General features: G+C 64.2%; 13 protein-coding genes and 1 tRNA gene. All 14 read left to right on the top strand.

Annotated elements, in window-relative coordinates:
- Positions 1–154, top strand: a 154-nt coding sequence (tuf, locus tag ING98_09635) for an elongation factor Tu (GenBank protein MCA3102124.1), incomplete at its 5' end; no start/stop codon positions are given.
- 71 nt (positions 155–225) lie between these two features.
- Positions 226–301 (top strand) — tRNA-Trp (locus tag ING98_09630).
- Between the two features lie 31 nt (positions 302–332).
- On the top strand, positions 333–677 hold the full coding sequence (secE, locus tag ING98_09625; protein MCA3102123.1) for a preprotein translocase subunit SecE: 345 nt from the start codon (positions 333–335) through the stop codon (positions 675–677).
- Positions 677–1,213, top strand: a complete 537-nt coding sequence (gene nusG / locus ING98_09620) for a transcription termination/antitermination protein NusG (GenBank protein ID MCA3102122.1) — start codon at positions 677–679, stop codon at positions 1,211–1,213. Before secE ends, nusG begins: the two co-directional genes overlap by 1 nt.
- 161 nt (positions 1,214–1,374) lie before the next feature.
- Positions 1,375–1,806, top strand: coding sequence for a 50S ribosomal protein L11 (gene rplK / locus ING98_09615; protein MCA3102121.1), 432 nt, complete (start codon positions 1,375–1,377; stop codon positions 1,804–1,806).
- A gap of 1 nt (position 1,807) precedes the next feature.
- Positions 1,808–2,518: a 50S ribosomal protein L1 gene (rplA, locus tag ING98_09610; protein ID MCA3102120.1), complete on the top strand. Its 711-nt coding sequence runs from the start codon at positions 1,808–1,810 to the stop codon at positions 2,516–2,518.
- Positions 2,519–2,863: 345 nt separating this feature from the next.
- Positions 2,864–3,412, top strand: coding sequence for a 50S ribosomal protein L10 (rplJ, locus tag ING98_09605; GenBank protein MCA3102119.1), 549 nt, complete (start codon positions 2,864–2,866; stop codon positions 3,410–3,412).
- Between the two features lie 114 nt (positions 3,413–3,526).
- A complete protein-coding gene (rplL, locus tag ING98_09600) occupies positions 3,527–3,907 on the top strand; it encodes a 50S ribosomal protein L7/L12 (GenBank protein MCA3102118.1) in 381 nt (126 codons plus the stop codon).
- Between the two features lie 250 nt (positions 3,908–4,157).
- Positions 4,158–8,261, top strand: coding sequence for a DNA-directed RNA polymerase subunit beta (gene rpoB, locus ING98_09595; protein MCA3102117.1), 4,104 nt, complete (start codon positions 4,158–4,160; stop codon positions 8,259–8,261).
- 80 nt (positions 8,262–8,341) lie between these two features.
- Complete coding sequence (rpoC, locus tag ING98_09590) at positions 8,342–12,577, top strand: DNA-directed RNA polymerase subunit beta' (GenBank protein ID MCA3102116.1); 4,236 nt, start codon at positions 8,342–8,344, stop codon at positions 12,575–12,577.
- Between the two features lie 391 nt (positions 12,578–12,968).
- Complete coding sequence (gene rpsL / locus ING98_09585) at positions 12,969–13,346, top strand: 30S ribosomal protein S12 (GenBank protein ID MCA3102115.1); 378 nt, start codon at positions 12,969–12,971, stop codon at positions 13,344–13,346.
- 27 nt (positions 13,347–13,373) lie between these two features.
- Complete coding sequence (gene rpsG, locus ING98_09580) at positions 13,374–13,844, top strand: 30S ribosomal protein S7 (protein ID MCA3102114.1); 471 nt, start codon at positions 13,374–13,376, stop codon at positions 13,842–13,844.
- Between the two features lie 131 nt (positions 13,845–13,975).
- Positions 13,976–16,069 (top strand): elongation factor G, encoded by a 2,094-nt coding sequence (fusA, locus tag ING98_09575; protein MCA3102113.1) that lies wholly within the window; start codon positions 13,976–13,978, stop codon positions 16,067–16,069.
- A gap of 33 nt (positions 16,070–16,102) precedes the next feature.
- The coding region (gene tuf, locus ING98_09570) for an elongation factor Tu (GenBank protein ID MCA3102112.1) at positions 16,103–16,237 on the top strand (135 nt) is incomplete at its 3' end.

Raw genomic sequence — 16,237 nt, 5'->3', positions numbered from 1 at the left:
GCCGGAAGGCACCGAGATGGTGATGCCGGGGGACAACATTTCGATCACGGTCACGCTGATCCAGCCGATCGCGATGGAAGAGGGGCTGCGCTTCGCGATCCGCGAAGGTGGCAAGACCGTTGGCGCGGGTGTCGTCGCCAAGGTCATTGCCTGACGCGAGCCAGGGTTCGCAAGGACTGTAACTCCGGGGCTGCGCGGCAGCCCCTGCAGTTCGGTGTCGTCGGAAGGCCAGTAGCTCAATTGGCAGAGCGTCGGTCTCCAAAACCGAAGGTTGGGGGTTCGACACCCTCCTGGCCTGCCATCCGATGCCACCACCGAGAACAGACGGGTACATGGATACAGCGAAGATAGTCCTGGCAGCAGTTGCAGTAGTAGCCGGACTTTACGGTTTCTATCATTTCGACCAGGGGCCGGCAGTGGTGCGCGTGGTCTGCGTCCTCGCCGGGGTGATCGTTGCAGCCGGTGCGATGTGGACGACCGTGCAGGGCTCGCGGTTCCGCGTCTTTGCACTGCAATCGGTCGAAGAGACCAAGAAAGTCGTCTGGCCGTCGCGCAAGGAAACACTTCAGACCACGGGTATCGTCTTCGCGTTCTGTGTCGTCAGCGCGATCTTCCTGTGGGTGGTAGACGCCAGCCTGCTTTACCTGGTGCAACTCTTGATGGGGCGGACTGAGTGATGAGTGGCAAGCGCTGGTATGTCGTTCATGCGTACTCGGGGTTCGAGAAGAGCGTGCAGCGCACGCTCCTCGACCGCATCCAGCGGACCGGGATGCAGGACAAGTTCGGCCAGGTTCTGGTGCCGGTCGAAGAAGTGGTCGAGATGAAGTCCGGCCAGAAGTCGATCAGCGAGCGCAAGTTCTTCCCGGGTTACGTGCTCGTCGAGATGGAGATGACCGACGACACCTGGCACCTGATCAAGAGCACCCCGAAAGTCACTGGTTTCATCGGTGGCACCGCCACCAAACCGACCCCGATCAGCCAGCGCGAGGTCGACAACATCCTGCACCAGATCCAGGAAGGCGTCGAGAAGCCGAAACCCAAGGTGCTGTTCGAGAGCGGTGAGATGGTACGGGTCAAGGAAGGCCCTTTCACCGACTTCAACGGCACCGTGGAAGCGGTGAATTACGACAAGAACAAGCTGCGCGTCGCGGTGTCGATCTTCGGTCGTTCGACCCCGGTGGAACTCGACTTCTCGCAGGTCGAAAAAGCCTGACGCGTCCCGCCCGCGAGGGCGGCAGTCGCAAGCAGTTGCAGCAGCGCCGGCAACGGCGGCATCCAATCCGGCAGTGCGTGCGATCGGAAGAGCGCACCAGCAGCCATCCCGGGGAGAGCGCGATGCGCTCGTTCACACCCGTCATCGAAGGAGCATGAGTCGTGGCAAAGAAAGTAGTCGGTTACATCAAACTGCAGGTTCCTGCGGGCAAGGCCAATCCCAGCCCGCCGATCGGTCCGGCTCTCGGTCAGCGTGGCCTGAACATCATGGAATTCTGCAAGGCGTTCAACGCCGCCACGCAGAAGATGGAACCCGGCCTGCCCACGCCGGTGGTGATCACCGCGTACGCGGACAAGACCTTCACCTTCATCATGAAGACGCCGCCAGTGTCGGTGCTCATCATGAAGGCGCTCGGTATCACCAAGGGCAGCAAGACGCCGCATACCGACAAGGTGGGCAAACTGTCGCGCGCCCAGTGCGAACAGATCGCCAAGGTCAAGCAACCCGACCTGACCGCCGCCGATCTCGAAGCCGCCATGCGTACCGTGGCTGGCAGCGCCCGCAGCATGGGCGTCGAAGTGGAGGGACTCTGACATGGCACACGTCTCCAAACGCTATACCGCGGTGCGCAAGAGCGTCGACCGCGAAAAGCTGTATCCGTTGTCCGATGCCCTGAAGCTGGTCAAGGACAACGCAACGGCCAAGTTCAACGAATCCATCGACGTCGCGATCAACCTCGGCGTCGATGCAAAGAAATCCGACCAGATCGTGCGTGGCTCGCTGGTGCTGCCGCAGGGCACTGGCAAGACCAAGCGGGTCGCCGTGTTCGCCCAGGGCGACAAGGCCAAGGAAGCGCTCGCGGCCGGCGCGGACGTCGTCGGTTTCGACGACCTCGCCGAGCAGGTGAAGTCCGGCAACATCAACTTCGACATCGCCATCGCCACGCCCGACTCCATGCGCGTGGTCGGCCAGCTCGGTCAGATCCTCGGTCCGCGCGGCCTGATGCCGAATCCGCGCGTCGGTACGGTCACGGCCGACGTCACCACGGCGGTAAAGAACGCCAAGGCGGGCCAGGTGCAGTACCGCACCGACAAGGCGGGCATCGTCCAGTGCACCATCGGCCGTGCGTCGTTCACGGTCGAGGCGCTGCAGGAGAACCTCGGCGCGCTGATCGATGCACTGAATCGGGCCAAGCCAGCTGGTGCCAAGGGCATCTACGTCCGCCGGGTCAGCCTGTCATCGACGATGGGTGCCGGCGTCCGGGTGGACCAGGGGAGCCTGGTCGCTTCGCGCGAGGCGCAATAGCGCATTTGCCGGAAGTCTGCAGCTGGCAGCTGCAACGGAAGACAGAACTTTGGGCCCGGTGGGGGCGGCAGCAGCGACAGGCTGACGTTCCGCCGGGGTTGTCAAAGACCGTAGGCGTTCCCAGGAACTTAATGCCGGACGACGGTGTGGCTGCATGCGCACCTGCAGAAGGCGCCCTACGCAGATGGCGTACCCCCGAAACAGGAGCGGTTGCAGTGTCGATTTCCTGGATCAAGGTCGCCGTGTTGTGCTTTCCACCCCAGCCGGGGCGGCGGTAGCCGGGCAGGTTTTCCCGGCGGCATGCGTGCCGGCGAAGGTGGTGCGGTTCAGTTAAGGAGGTGCACCTTGAGTTTGACTCTGCAGGACAAACAGGCAGTTGTCGCCGAACTGAGCGAGGAACTCGGGAAAGCGCAGTCGGTCGTGATCGCGGAGTATCGCGGCATGGGCGTCGGTGCGATGACCGAGCTCCGGCGCAAGGCTCGCGCAGAAGGCGTCTACCTGAAGGTGCTCAAGAACACCCTCGCCCGCCGTGCGGTCGACGGGACTCCGTTCAAGGCGCTCGCCGACCAGCTGGTCGGCCCGCTTGCGTACGGGATCTCGGCCGATCCGGTCAAGGCAGCGAAGGTGCTCGACGAGTTCTCGAAGGCGAACGACAAGCTGGTGATTCGCGGCGGTGCATTGCCGCAGCAGCTGCTGTCGGCGAAAGAGGTGCAGGGGCTGGCGCGACTCCCGTCGCGCGAAGAACTGCTCTCCAGGCTGATGGGGACGATGCAGGCACCCGTGGCCAAGTTCGTCCAGACGCTCAACGAAGTTCCTGCGCGTTTCGTGCGCACGGCTGCGGCCGTTCGCGACCAGAAGCAGGGTGCGGAAGCACCCGCCGAAGCGGCAGCCTGAGGCGCTTCGACCCCCCGGGTCGATCCCTCCGGTGGCACGAGGCGTCCATTGGCGCCTCACGCCCGGTGACAACATTCCATCCAATCGACATTGGCAATATCGGGAGCATTTGAAATGGCAGTCGCAAAAGCAGAAATCCTCGACGCAATCGCCGGCCTTACCGTGCTGGAACTGTCGGAACTGATCAAGGAAATGGAAGAGAAGTTCGGCGTCTCCGCCGCCGCCGCATCGGTGGCCGTGGCCGCCCCGGCAGCTGGCGCTGGCGCAGCCCCGGCAGAAGAGAAGACCGAGTTCACGGTCATCCTGAAGTCGGCCGGCGAGAAGAAGGTCGAAGTCATCAAGGCCGTGCGTGCCATCACTGCGCTGGGCCTGAAGGAAGCCAAGGACCTGGTCGACGGTGCGCCGAAGCCGGTGAAGGAAGGCGTTTCGAAGGCCGACGCAGACGCAATCATGAAGCAGCTGACCGATGCGGGTGCAGCGGTCGAGCTGAAGTGACGCGACGCGAAACCGTCGAGTCATTCCCGGGGTTCGTCCCCGGCCGGCGTGGTGGCCCCGTTGCGGGTCGCTGCCACGCCGGACAGGTATCAGGCATGTGTTGAAGGCCGTGGGCCGGCGGGTGACCGCTGGCCCGCAGTCGCTATGCAGTGGCCAAAGCAGTGGCACGGCCCGCAGTACCGGCAGCCGCCGCGTCAGTACCCGTAGCAGCGCACCACCCCAGTCTATCCGTCGCCTGCAGGAGTAAACGATGAGCTATTCATTCACCGAGAAGAAACGCATCCGCAAGAGCTTCGCCAAGCGTGCCAGCGTGTTGCCGGTTCCGTTCCTGCTCGCCACCCAGCTCGAGTCCTATCGTCACTTCCTGCAAGCCGACCTGCAGGCCGACGCCCGCACCGGCGAAGCCGGCCTGCAGGCTGCGTTCCAGTCCATCTTTCCGATCACGAGCCACTCGGGCAATGCCCGCCTGGATTTCGTCAGCTACTCCCTCAGCACCCCTCCGTTCGACGTGAAGGAGTGCCAGCAGCGCGGGCTGACCTTCGCAGCGCCGCTGCGCGCGAAGGTGCGCCTGACGATCATGGACAAGGAAGCGCCCAAGGTCAAAGGCAAGGACGGCCATGAAGGATTCCCGATCAAGGAAGTGAAGGAGCAGGAGGTCTACATGGGCGAGATCCCGCTCATGACCGACACCGGCTCGTTCGTGATCAACGGTACCGAGCGTGTGATCGTTTCGCAGTTGCACCGCTCGCCCGGCGTGTTCTTCGAGCACGACCGCGGCAAGACCCATTCGTCCGGCAAGCTGCTGTTCTCGGCCCGCGTGATTCCCTACCGCGGGTCCTGGCTCGACTTCGAGTTCGACCCGAAGGACTATCTCTATTTCCGCGTCGACCGCCGTCGCAAGATGCCGGTCACCATCCTGCTGAAGGCGCTCGGCTACAACCCCGAGCAGATCCTGGCCGATTTCTTCAAGACCGACACGTTCCACTTCGCCAAGGGCGAAATCACGGTCGACCTGGTGCCCGAGCGGCTGCGCGGGGACACCGCCGGCTTCGACTTCGTGACCAAGGCCGGCAAGGTCATCGTCCAGCGCGACAAGCGCATCACCGCCAAGCATGTGCGCGAGATCGAACAGGCCGGCCTGAAGAACATCACCGTACCCGGCGAGTACCTGCTCGGCCGCGCGCTCGCGCACAATGTGATCGACACCGAGACCGGTGAAATCCTGGCGCGCGCCAACGACGAGATCACCGAAGACCTGATCGACCTGTTCCGGGGCGGCAAGGCGGAGCAGATCCAGACCATCTACACGAACGACCTCGACGAAGGTCCGTACATCTCGCAGACGCTGCGCATCGACGAGACGCCCGACCAGATCGCCGCCCAGGTCGCCATCTACCGCATGATGCGTCCCGGCGAGCCGCCGACCGAAGATGCGGTGCGCAGCCTGTTCCACGGCCTGTTCTTTGCCGAGGAGCGCTACGACCTGTCTGCTGTCGGCCGGATGAAGTTCAACCGCCGCATCGGGCGCAACGAAGTGAAGGGCGCTGCGACGCTGGCGGCCGAGGATATCGTGGCTGTCATCAAGATCCTCGTCGAACTGCGCAACGGCCGCGGCGAGATCGACGACATCGACCACCTCGGAAACCGCCGTGTGCGCTCGGTCGGCGAACTCGCCGAAAACCAGTTCCGCGCGGGCCTGGTGCGCGTCGAGCGCGCGGTGAAGGAGCGCCTGTCGCAGGCGGAGTCCGAGAACCTGATGCCGCACGACCTGATCAATGCGAAGCCGGTGTCGGCAGCGATCCGCGAGTTCTTCGGGTCGAGCCAGCTGTCGCAGTTCATGGACCAGACCAACCCGCTGTCCGAGATCACCCACAAGCGTCGCGTGTCCGCCCTGGGGCCGGGCGGCCTGACGCGCGAGCGCGCAGGCTTCGAGGTGCGCGACGTGCACCCGACCCACTACGGCCGCGTGTGCCCGATCGAGACGCCCGAAGGCCCGAACATCGGCCTGATCAACTCCCTCGCGCTGTATGCCCGTACCAACGAGTACGGCTTCCTCGAAACGCCGTACCGCAAGGTCGAGAACAGCCGGGTCACCGACGAGATCGTGTTCCTGTCGGCGATCGAGGAGAGCAAGTACACGATCGCCCAGGCGAACGCTGAACTCGGCAAGGACGGCAAGTTCATCGACCAGATCATCTCCTGCCGGCAGCACAACGAATTCACGATGGCCGCGCCGGACAAGATCGAATACATGGACGTCGCGCCTGCCCAGATCGTGTCGGTCGCGGCCTCGCTGATCCCGTTCCTCGAGCATGACGACGCCAACCGGGCCCTGATGGGCTCGAACATGCAGCGCCAGGCCGTCCCCTGCCTGCGTCCCGAGAAGCCGCTGGTCGGCACCGGTATCGAACGCACGGTGGCGGTCGACTCGGGCACCGCGGTGCAGGCGCTGCGTGGCGGCGTGGTCGATTACATCGACGCGAGCCGCATCGTGGTCCGCGTGAACGACAACGAAACCGGCGCCGGCGAAGTCGGCGTGGACATCTACAACCTGGTCAAGTACCAGCGTTCGAACCAGAACACGAACATCAACCAGCGTCCGATCGTGAAGGTCGGCGACGTGATTGCCCGCGGCGACGTGATCGCCGACGGTGCGTCGACCGACCTGGGCGAACTCGCGCTCGGCCAGAACCTGCTGGTCGCGTTCATGCCCTGGAACGGCTACAACTTCGAGGATTCGATCCTCATCTCGGAGCGCGTGGTCGCCGAAGACCGGTTCACCTCGATCCACATCGAGGAACTCTCGGTCGTCGCGCGCGACACCAAGCTCGGGCCGGAAGAGATCACCCGCGACATCTCGAACCTGTCCGAGAACCAGCTCGGACGCCTGGACGAGTCGGGCATCATCTACATCGGCGCCGAAGTCGAGGCGGGCGACGTGCTGGTCGGCAAGGTCACGCCGAAGGGCGAGACCCAGCTCACCCCGGAAGAGAAGCTGCTGCGCGCGATCTTCGGCGAGAAGGCCTCCGACGTGAAGGACACCAGCCTGCGCGTACCGCCGGGCATGACCGGTACGGTGATCGACGTCCAGGTCTTCACCCGCGAGGGAATCGACCGCGACAAGCGTGCCCAGCAGATCATCGACGACGAGCTCAAGCGCTACAAGATGGACCTCGCCGACCAGTTGCGCATCGTCGAGGACGACACTTTCGGCCGTATCGAGCGCCTGCTGGTGAACAAGGTCGCCAACAAGGGGCCGCAGAAGCTGGCCAAGGGCACCAAGATCACCAAGGAATACCTCGACAGCCTCGACCGCTTCCACTGGTTCGACATCGGCCTGGCGAGCGACGAGGCCGCCACGCAGCTCGAGCAGCTCAAGGACGGCATCGAGCAGGTGCGCCTGCGCTTCGATCACATGTTCGAAGAGAAGAAGCGCAAGCTGACCAGCGGCGACGAGCTGTCGCCCGGCGTGATCAAGATGGTGAAGGTCTACCTCGCGGTCAAGCGGCGCCTGCAGCCTGGCGACAAGATGGCGGGCCGCCATGGCAACAAGGGCGTCATCTCCAAGATCGTGCCGGTCGAGGACATGCCGTACATGGATGACGGTACCCCGGTCGACGTCGTGCTCAACCCGCTCGGCGTGCCGTCCCGGATGAACGTCGGCCAGATCCTCGAGACCCACCTGGGCTGGGCGGCGAAGGGCCTCGGCCAGCGCATCGAGAAGATGCTCCGCGCGCAGGCCAACGCCTCGGAGGTCCGCAAGTTCCTCACCAACGTCTACAACGACAGCGGTACCCCCGAGGGGATCGAATCGCTGGACGACGGCGAAGTGATGGCACTTGCCGGCAACCTGAAGAAAGGTGTGCCGTTCGCGACGCCGGTGTTCGACGGTGCGACCGAAGCCGAGATCAAGGGCATGCTCGAACTGGCCGGCCTGCCCACCAGCGGGCAGGTTCGCCTGCACGACGGCCGCTCCGGCGATCCGTTCGAGCGCGAGGTCACCGTCGGCTACATGCACGTGCTCAAGTTGCACCACCTGGTCGACGACAAGATGCACGCGCGCTCCACCGGCCCGTACAGCCTGGTTACCCAGCAGCCGCTGGGCGGCAAGGCGCAGTTCGGCGGCCAGCGTTTCGGCGAAATGGAGGTCTGGGCGCTGGAAGCGTACGGCGCCGCCTACACACTGCAGGAAATGCTCACGGTCAAGTCCGACGATGTGTCGGGCCGGACCAAGGTCTACGAGAACATCGTCAAGGGCGAGCACAAGATCGATGCCGGCATGCCGGAGTCGTTCAACGTGCTGGTGAAGGAAATCCGCTCGCTCGCCATCGACATCGATCTAGAACGCTATTGAGGCAGGCCGGCTGTTCCGGCGCAGTTGCGCGTGACAACCCCCCTGCTGCAGCACCCATCGGTTTCAACAAGGAGTGACGAATGAAAGCTTTGCTCGACCTGTTCAAGCAAGTCACCCAGGAAGAAGAATTCGACGCGATCAAGATCGGGCTGGCCTCGCCCGACAAGATCCGTTCGTGGTCGTATGGCGAGGTGAAGAAGCCCGAGACCATCAACTACCGCACCTTCAAGCCCGAGCGCGATGGCCTGTTCTGCGCGAAGATCTTCGGGCCGGTCAAGGATTACGAGTGCCTCTGCGGCAAGTACAAGCGCCTGAAGCACCGCGGCGTCATCTGCGAGAAGTGCGGCGTCGAGGTCACGCTGTCCAAGGTGCGCCGCGAGCGCATGGGCCACATCGAGCTCGCTTCGCCGGTCGCGCACATCTGGTTCCTCAAGTCGCGGCCCGCGCGCCTGGGCATGGTGCTCGACATGACGCTGCGCGACATCGAGCGTGCGCTGTACTTCGAGGCATACGTGGTCACCGAACCCGGCATGACCCCGCTCAAGCGTGGCCAGTTGCTGACCGAGGACGACTACCTCGCCAAGCTCGAAGAGCACGGTGACGAGTTCTCCGCCAGCATGGGCGCGGAGGGTGTGCGCGCGCTGTTGCGCAACCTCGACCTCGATCGCGAGGTGGAGACGCTGCGCACCGACCTCGCCGCGACCAGCTCCGAGACCAAGATCAAGAAGATCGCCAAGCGCCTGAAGGTGCTCGAGGCGTTCCAGAAGTCGGGCATCAAGCCCGACTGGATGATCATGGAAGTGCTGCCGGTGCTGCCGCCGGACCTGCGTCCGCTGGTTCCCCTGGACGGCGGCCGCTTTGCGACCTCCGACCTGAACGACCTGTATCGCCGGGTGATCAACCGCAACAACCGCCTGAAGCGGCTGCTCGAGCTGAAGGCGCCCGAGATCATCGTGCGCAACGAGAAGCGCATGCTCCAGGAAGCCGTCGATTCGCTTCTGGACAATGGCCGTCGCGGCAAGGCGATGACCGGCGCCAACAAGCGCCCGCTGAAGTCGCTCGCCGACATGATCAAGGGCAAGGGCGGCCGCTTCCGGCAGAACCTGCTCGGCAAGCGCGTCGACTACTCCGGACGCTCGGTCATCGTTGTGGGCCCCCAGCTCAAGCTGCACCAGTGCGGCCTGCCGAAGAAGATGGCGCTCGAGCTGTTCAAGCCGTTCATCTTCAACAAGCTCGAAGTGCTCGGCATGGCGACCACGATCAAGGCCGCCAAGCGCATGGTCGAGAGCGAGGAACCGGCGGTCTGGGACATCCTGGAAGACGTCATCCGCGAACACCCGGTGATGCTCAACCGCGCCCCGACCCTGCACCGCCTCGGTATCCAGGCTTTCGAGCCGGTGCTGATCGAAGGCAAGGCGATCCAGCTGCATCCGCTGGTCTGCGCGGCGTTCAACGCCGACTTCGACGGCGACCAGATGGCTGTCCACGTGCCGCTGTCGCTGGAAGCGCAGATGGAAGCGCGCACGCTGATGCTGTCGTCGAACAACGTGCTGTCGCCGGCCAACGGCGAGCCGATCATCGTGCCGTCGCAGGACATCGTGCTGGGCCTGTACTACGCGACCCGCGAGAAGATCGGTGCGCGCGGCGAAGGCATGGCCTTCATCGACGTCTCGGAAGGCCGCCGTGCCTACGAGACGGGCCAGTGCGAACTGCAGGCCAAGGTCAAGATCCGCATCCGTGAAGTGCTGTTCGACGACAACGGCGAACGGGTCGAATCGATCAAGCGCTACGACACGACGGTGGGGCGCGCGATGCTGTCGGAGATCCTGCCGCCGGGCCTGCCGTTCTCCGTGATCAACAAGACGCTCAAGAAGAAGGAAATCTCCCGGCTGATCAACGGCGCCTTCCGGCGCTGCGGGCTGCGCGAGACGGTCATCTTCGCGGACAAGCTGATGCAGTCGGGCTTCACGCTGGCCACCCGCGCCGGCGTGTCGATCGCGGTCGGCGACATGCTGGTGCCGAACGAGAAAGAGAAGCTCATCGGATCCGCCCAGAAGGAAGTCCAGGAGATCGAGGCACAGTACACCTCGGGTCTGGTCACCCAGGGCGAGCGCTACAACAAGGTTGTCGACATCTGGGGCCGCGCCGGCGACCTAGTCGCCAAGGCGATGATGGAACAGCTCGGCAGCGAGCCTGTCCTGGTCGACGAGGGCGGCGAGAAGGTGCCCAAGATGGACAAGGGCAAGCCGGTGATGCAGGAGTCGTTCAACGCCATCTACATGATGGCCGACTCGGGTGCGCGCGGTTCCGCCGCGCAGATTCGCCAGCTCGCCGGCATGCGCGGCCTGATGGCCAAGCCTGACGGCTCGATCATCGAGACCCCGATCACCGCGAACTTCCGCGAGGGCCTGAACGTCCTGCAGTACTTCATCTCGACCCACGGTGCGCGCAAAGGCCTTGCCGATACCGCGCTGAAGACCGCGAACTCGGGTTACCTGACCCGTCGCCTGGTCGACGTCACCCAGGACCTGGTAGTCACCGAGCAGGATTGCGGAACGACCCAGGGGTTTGCGATGCGCGCACTGGTCGAAGGTGGCGAGGTCGTCGAGTCGCTGGGCGAGCGCGTGCTCGGCCGCGTGCTGGCAGCCGACGTCGTGCACCCCGAGACCCAGGAAGTGCTGTTCGACGGTGGCGTGCTGCTCGACGAGGATTCCATCGAACTGATCGAGTCGATCGGCATCGACGAGGTCAAGGTGCGTACGCCGCTGACCTGCGAGACGCGCTGGGGCCTGTGCGCCAAGTGCTACGGACGCGACCTCGGCCGCGGCCAGATCGCCAACGTGGGCGAGGCGGTCGGTGTCATCGCCGCGCAGTCGATCGGCGAGCCGGGAACCCAGCTGACGATGCGTACCTTCCACATCGGCGGGGCGGCTTCCCGTACCGCGGTGGCCAGCCTGATCGAGACCAAGTCGGCGGGTACCATCCGCTTCTCGGGCACGATGCGCTACGTGACCAACGCACGCGGCGAGCCGGTCGCGATCTCGCGCTCGGGCGAGGTGCTGGTAGTCGACGAGAGCGGCCGCGAGCGCGAGCGTCACAAGGTGCCGTACGGCGCGACGCTGACCGCGAAGGACGGCGACACCACGAAGGCCGGGCAGGTGCTGGCCAACTGGGATCCGCATACCCGTCCGATGATCACGGAGTACACCGGCCGCATCAAGTTCGAGAACGTCGAGGAAGGGGTCACCGTCGCGCGGCAGATCGATGAGGTCACCGGCCTGTCGACCCTGGTCGTGATCGATCCGAAGCGCCGTGCCGGCGCCCAGGTGAAGGGCGTTCGTCCCCAGGTGAAGCTGATCGACGATGCCGGTAACGAGGTGAAGATCGCCCGTACCGAGCAGCCGGTCATCTACTCGTTCCAGATCGGGGCGGTCATCTCGGTGCGTGACGGGCAGGATGTCTCGGTCGGCGACGTGCTGGCCCGTATCCCGCAGGAAACCTCGAAGACGCGCGACATCACCGGCGGTCTGCCGCGGGTGGCCGAGCTGTTCGAGGCGCGCTCGCCGAAGGATGCCGGCATGCTCGCCGAGATCACCGGAACCGTGTCGTTCGGCAAGGACACCAAGGGCAAGCAGCGACTGGTGATCACCGACATGGACGGCGTCACGCACGAGTTCCTCATCCCGAAGGAAAAGCACGTCCTGGTGCACGACGGCCAGGTGGTGAACAAGGGAGAGTCGATCGTCGACGGTCCGGCCGACCCGCACGACATCCTGCGCCTGCAGGGCGTCGAGGCGCTTGCCCGCTACATCATCGACGAAGTGCAGGACGTGTACCGCCTGCAGGGCGTCAAGATCAACGACAAGCACATCGAGGTCATCGTTCGGCAGATGCTGCGCCGGGTGATGATCGTTGCCGCGGGCGATACCAAGTTCATCGTCGGCGAGCAGGTCGAACGGGCAGACGTGTTCGAGGAGAACGAACGGGTCGAGGCCGAAGGCAAGACCCCGGCGCACTTCGAATACATGCTGCTCGGTATCACCAAGGCATCGCTGTCGACCGACTCGTTCATCTCGGCGGCTTCGTTCCAGGAAACCACCCGGGTCCTGACCGAAGCGGCGATCATGGGCAAGAAGGACGACCTGCGCGGCCTGAAGGAGAACGTCATCGTCGGCCGGCTGATTCCTGCCGGCACCGGGCTGGCGTACCACAACACCCGGCGCAACCCGCCGGTGAAGGAGACCGCAGAGGCGGGGGCCCTGGCTGCCGAACCGGCAGCCGAGGCGGGGAGCGAGTCCGAGCAGCAGGTGGCTTGACAGGGCTCCACCCCCATCCTAAACTCGCGATCTTTTTTCGTTCCGGCAAACCGGGGCTGAACAGGCGGCAGGCGGACCCATCCCGACGGATGACCCCGGCCGCTTCGCCTCCCCGGCAAGACGTTTCGAGACGGGCACTGTCCTCCATGCTGCAGCACGCATGAGCATTAAGTGCAGCAGTCGAAAACGTATCCCGCCGGTGTCGTACCGATTCGTTGGCAAGGGCTGCGCCACTGCACTTCGTTGCGGCGGGCCCCGGCAGGAGCGGTCGACCACGAAAAGCAGGATTGCAGCACGCAGCACGCACGCATAACGCACCTATCACCGCTCCGTAATTGTCCTAACGAGGACGGCGCCTTCGCGTCTTCCTCATCATTTGATGGCTCGATAAATGCCCACGATCAATCAGCTGGTGCGCCACGGCCGTGAACCGGTCAAGACCAAGAGCAAGGTTCCGGCCCTGCAGAACTCGCCGCAGCGGCGCGGTGTCTGCACGCGCGTCTACACCACGACCCCGAAAAAGCCGAACTCGGCGTTGCGCAAGGTCGCGAAGGTGCGCCTCGTCAACGGCTTCGAGGTGATCGGCTACATCGGTGGCGAAGGCCACAACCTGCAGGAGCACTCGGTGGTGCTGATCCGCGGCGGCCGGGTGAAGGATCTTCCCGGCGTGCGATACCACGTCGTCCGCGGCAGCCTGGACACCCAGGGCGTCAAGGATCGCAAGCAGAGCCGTTCGAAGTACGGCGCCAAGAAACCCAAGGCAGCCTAAGCCCAGCCTGCAGCCCGAGGAACAGCCATGCCCCGTCGTCGCGAAGTACCCAAACGCCAGATCCTGCCGGACCCGAAGTTCGGCAGCCAGGAAGTCGCCAAGTTCATCAACGTGCTGATGATGAGCGGCAAGAAGTCGGTCGCCGAAAGCATCATCTACGGCGCACTCGAGCAGCTCGGCAAGAAGTCGGGCAAGGATCCGCTGGAGCTGTTCACGCTGGCACTCGGCAACATCCGTCCGATGGTCGAGGTGAAAAGCCGCCGCGTCGGTGGCGCGAACTACCAGGTCCCGGTCGAGGTGCGTCCGATCCGCCGTACCGCGCTGGCCATGCGCTGGCTGCGTGAAGCCGCCCGCAAGCGCGGCGAGAAGTCGATGGGCCAGCGCCTCGCCAACGAGATCGCCGAAGCGGCCGAAGGCCGTGGCGGCGCGATCAAGAAGCGCGAAGAAGTGCACCGGATGGCCGAGGCGAACAAGGCCTTCTCGCACTACCGCTTCTGACCGTACAACGCCCTGTCGTCTGCCCCGTTCGCGGGACAGTGCCGGACAAGTCGCTCGAATCACTGCTGGTGCTCCGCTGGTGTAACCCGGCGATCCCGGATTGACGCCAACCAACGCAAAGGTCTTACCAAGTGCCTCGCAAAACACCCATCGACCGCTACCGCAACATCGGCATCTCCGCGCACATCGACGCGGGGAAGACGACGACCACCGAGCGCATCCTGTTCTACACCGGCGTCAATCACAAGATTGGCGAAGTTCATGACGGTGCGGCTACGATGGACTGGATGGAGCAGGAGCAGGAGCGCGGCATCACGATCACGTCGGCCGCCACGACCTGCTTCTGGCGCGGCATGGACATGGCGCGTCCGGAGCACCGCATCAACATCATCGACACGCCCGGCCACGTCGACTTCACGATCGAGGTCGAGCGGTCCATGCGCGTGCTCGATGGTGCCTGCATGGTCTACTGCGCGGTCGGTGGCGTGCAGCCCCAGTCCGAGACGGTCTGGCGCCAGGCGAACAAGTACAGGGTTCCGCGGCTCGCGTTCGTCAACAAGATGGACCGCACCGGCGCCAACTTCTTCAAGGTCTACGACCAGATGAAGGTACGGCTGCAGGCCAACGTAGTGGCCGTGCAGATTCCGATCGGCGCCGAAGAGAGCTTCAAGGGCGTGGTCGACCTGGTCCGCATGAAGGCGATCCTCTGGGACGAAGCGTCCCAGGGCATGAAATTCGAGCTCGTCGATATTCCGGAAGACCTCGCAGACACCGCCGCCGAATGGCGCGAGAAGATGCTCGAGGCCGCAGCCGAGTCGTCCGAAGAGCTGATGAACAAGTACCTCGACAGCGGTGACCTGTCCGAGGAAGACATCAAGAAGGGTATCCGCGCGCGCACGATCTCCAGCGAGATCGTGCCGATGATGTGCGGCTCCGCGTTCAAGAACAAGGGCGTGCAGGCGATGCTCGATGCGGTGCTCGACTACCTGCCCGCGCCTACCGAAGTGAAGCCGGTGACTGGCGAAGACGACGACGGCAAGGAAGTCGTGCGCGCCGCGTCCGACGACGCACCGTTTGCCGCGCTTGCTTTCAAGATCATGACCGACCCCTACGTCGGCCAGCTGATCTTCTTCCGGGTCTACTCGGGCGTGGTCAACACCGGCGACACCATCTACAACCCGATCAAGGATCGCAAGGAACGCATCGGCCGGATCCTGCAGATGCACGCGAACCAGCGGGAAGAGATCAAGGAAGTGCGCGCGGGCGACATCGCGGCAGCGGTGGGCCTGAAAGACGCTACGACCGGCGACACACTCTGCAACCCGGACCACGTGATCACGCTCGAGAAGATGATCTTCCCGGAGCCGGTGATCCACGTTGCTGTCGAACCGAAGACCAAGGCCGACCAGGAGAAGATGGGCATTGCCCTGGGGCGCCTGGCGCAGGAAGACCCGTCGTTCCGCGTGCGCAGCGACGAGGAGTCCGGCCAGACGATCATCTCGGGCATGGGCGAGCTGCATCTCGAGATCCTGGTGGATCGCATGCGCCGCGAGTTCAGCGTCGAGGCGAACGTGGGCGCGCCGCAGGTGGCGTACCGCGAAGCGGTCAAGAAGTCGGTCGAACAGGAAGGCAAGTTCGTCAAGCAGTCCGGCGGTCGCGGCCAGTACGGGCACGTCTGGATCAAGCTCGAGCCGAACGATGCTGGCAAAGGCTTTGAGTTCGTCGACGCGATCAAGGGCGGCACGGTGCCGCGCGAATTCATCCCGGCGGTGAACAAGGGCCTGGTCGAGACGCTGCCGAACGGTGTGCTCGCCGGTTTCCCGGTGGTCGACGTCAAGGTCACGCTGTTCGACGGTTCGTACCATGACGTCGACTCGAACGAAAACGCGTTCCGCATGGCGGCATCGATGGCGTTCAAGGACGCGATGCGCAAGGCCAGCCCGGTGCTGCTCGAGCCGATGATGGCGGTCGAGGTCGAGACGCCGGAAGACTACATGGGCAACGTGATGGGCGATCTGTCCGGCCGGCGCGGCATCGTGCAGGGCATGGAAGACATGGTCGGCGGCATCAAGGTGATCAAGGCGGAAGTGCCGCTGGCCGAGATGTTCGGTTACTCCACGACGCTGCGGTCGCTGTCGCAGGGTCGCGCCACCTACACGATGGAATTCAAGCACTACACCGAAGCGCCACGCAATGTTGCCGAGGCGATCATCAACAAGAAGTGATCGGTCAGTACACTTAGCAAGGAAGAACCAGTCATGGCCAAAGGAAAATTCGAACGCACGAAGCCGCACGTGAACGTCGGGACGATCGGTCACGTCGACCACGGCAAGACGACGCTGACGGCGGCGATCACGACGATTCTGTCGCGCAAGTTCGGCGGCGAGGCGAAG

This window comes from Rhodocyclaceae bacterium (genome assembly GCA_020248265.1).
Lineage (GTDB): Bacteria > Pseudomonadota > Gammaproteobacteria > Burkholderiales > CAIKXV01 > CAIKXV01.
The sequence above is the reverse complement of the archived record's forward strand: the minus strand, read 5'-3'. Positions and strand labels throughout refer to the sequence as shown.

Excerpts from the sequence above, each read along its gene's own strand:
- secE (MCA3102123.1), top strand. The coding sequence starts at position 333 with ATGGATACAGCGAAGATAGTCCTGGCAGCAGTTGCAGTAGTAGCCGGA.
- nusG (MCA3102122.1), top strand. The coding sequence starts at position 677 with ATGAGTGGCAAGCGCTGGTATGTCGTTCATGCGTACTCGGGGTTCGAG.
- rplA (MCA3102120.1), top strand. The coding sequence starts at position 1,808 with ATGGCACACGTCTCCAAACGCTATACCGCGGTGCGCAAGAGCGTCGAC.
- rplL (MCA3102118.1), top strand. The coding sequence starts at position 3,527 with ATGGCAGTCGCAAAAGCAGAAATCCTCGACGCAATCGCCGGCCTTACC.
- rpoB (MCA3102117.1), top strand. The coding sequence starts at position 4,158 with ATGAGCTATTCATTCACCGAGAAGAAACGCATCCGCAAGAGCTTCGCC.
- rpoC (MCA3102116.1), top strand. The coding sequence starts at position 8,342 with ATGAAAGCTTTGCTCGACCTGTTCAAGCAAGTCACCCAGGAAGAAGAA.
- rpsL (MCA3102115.1), top strand. The coding sequence starts at position 12,969 with ATGCCCACGATCAATCAGCTGGTGCGCCACGGCCGTGAACCGGTCAAG.
- rpsG (MCA3102114.1), top strand. The coding sequence starts at position 13,374 with ATGCCCCGTCGTCGCGAAGTACCCAAACGCCAGATCCTGCCGGACCCG.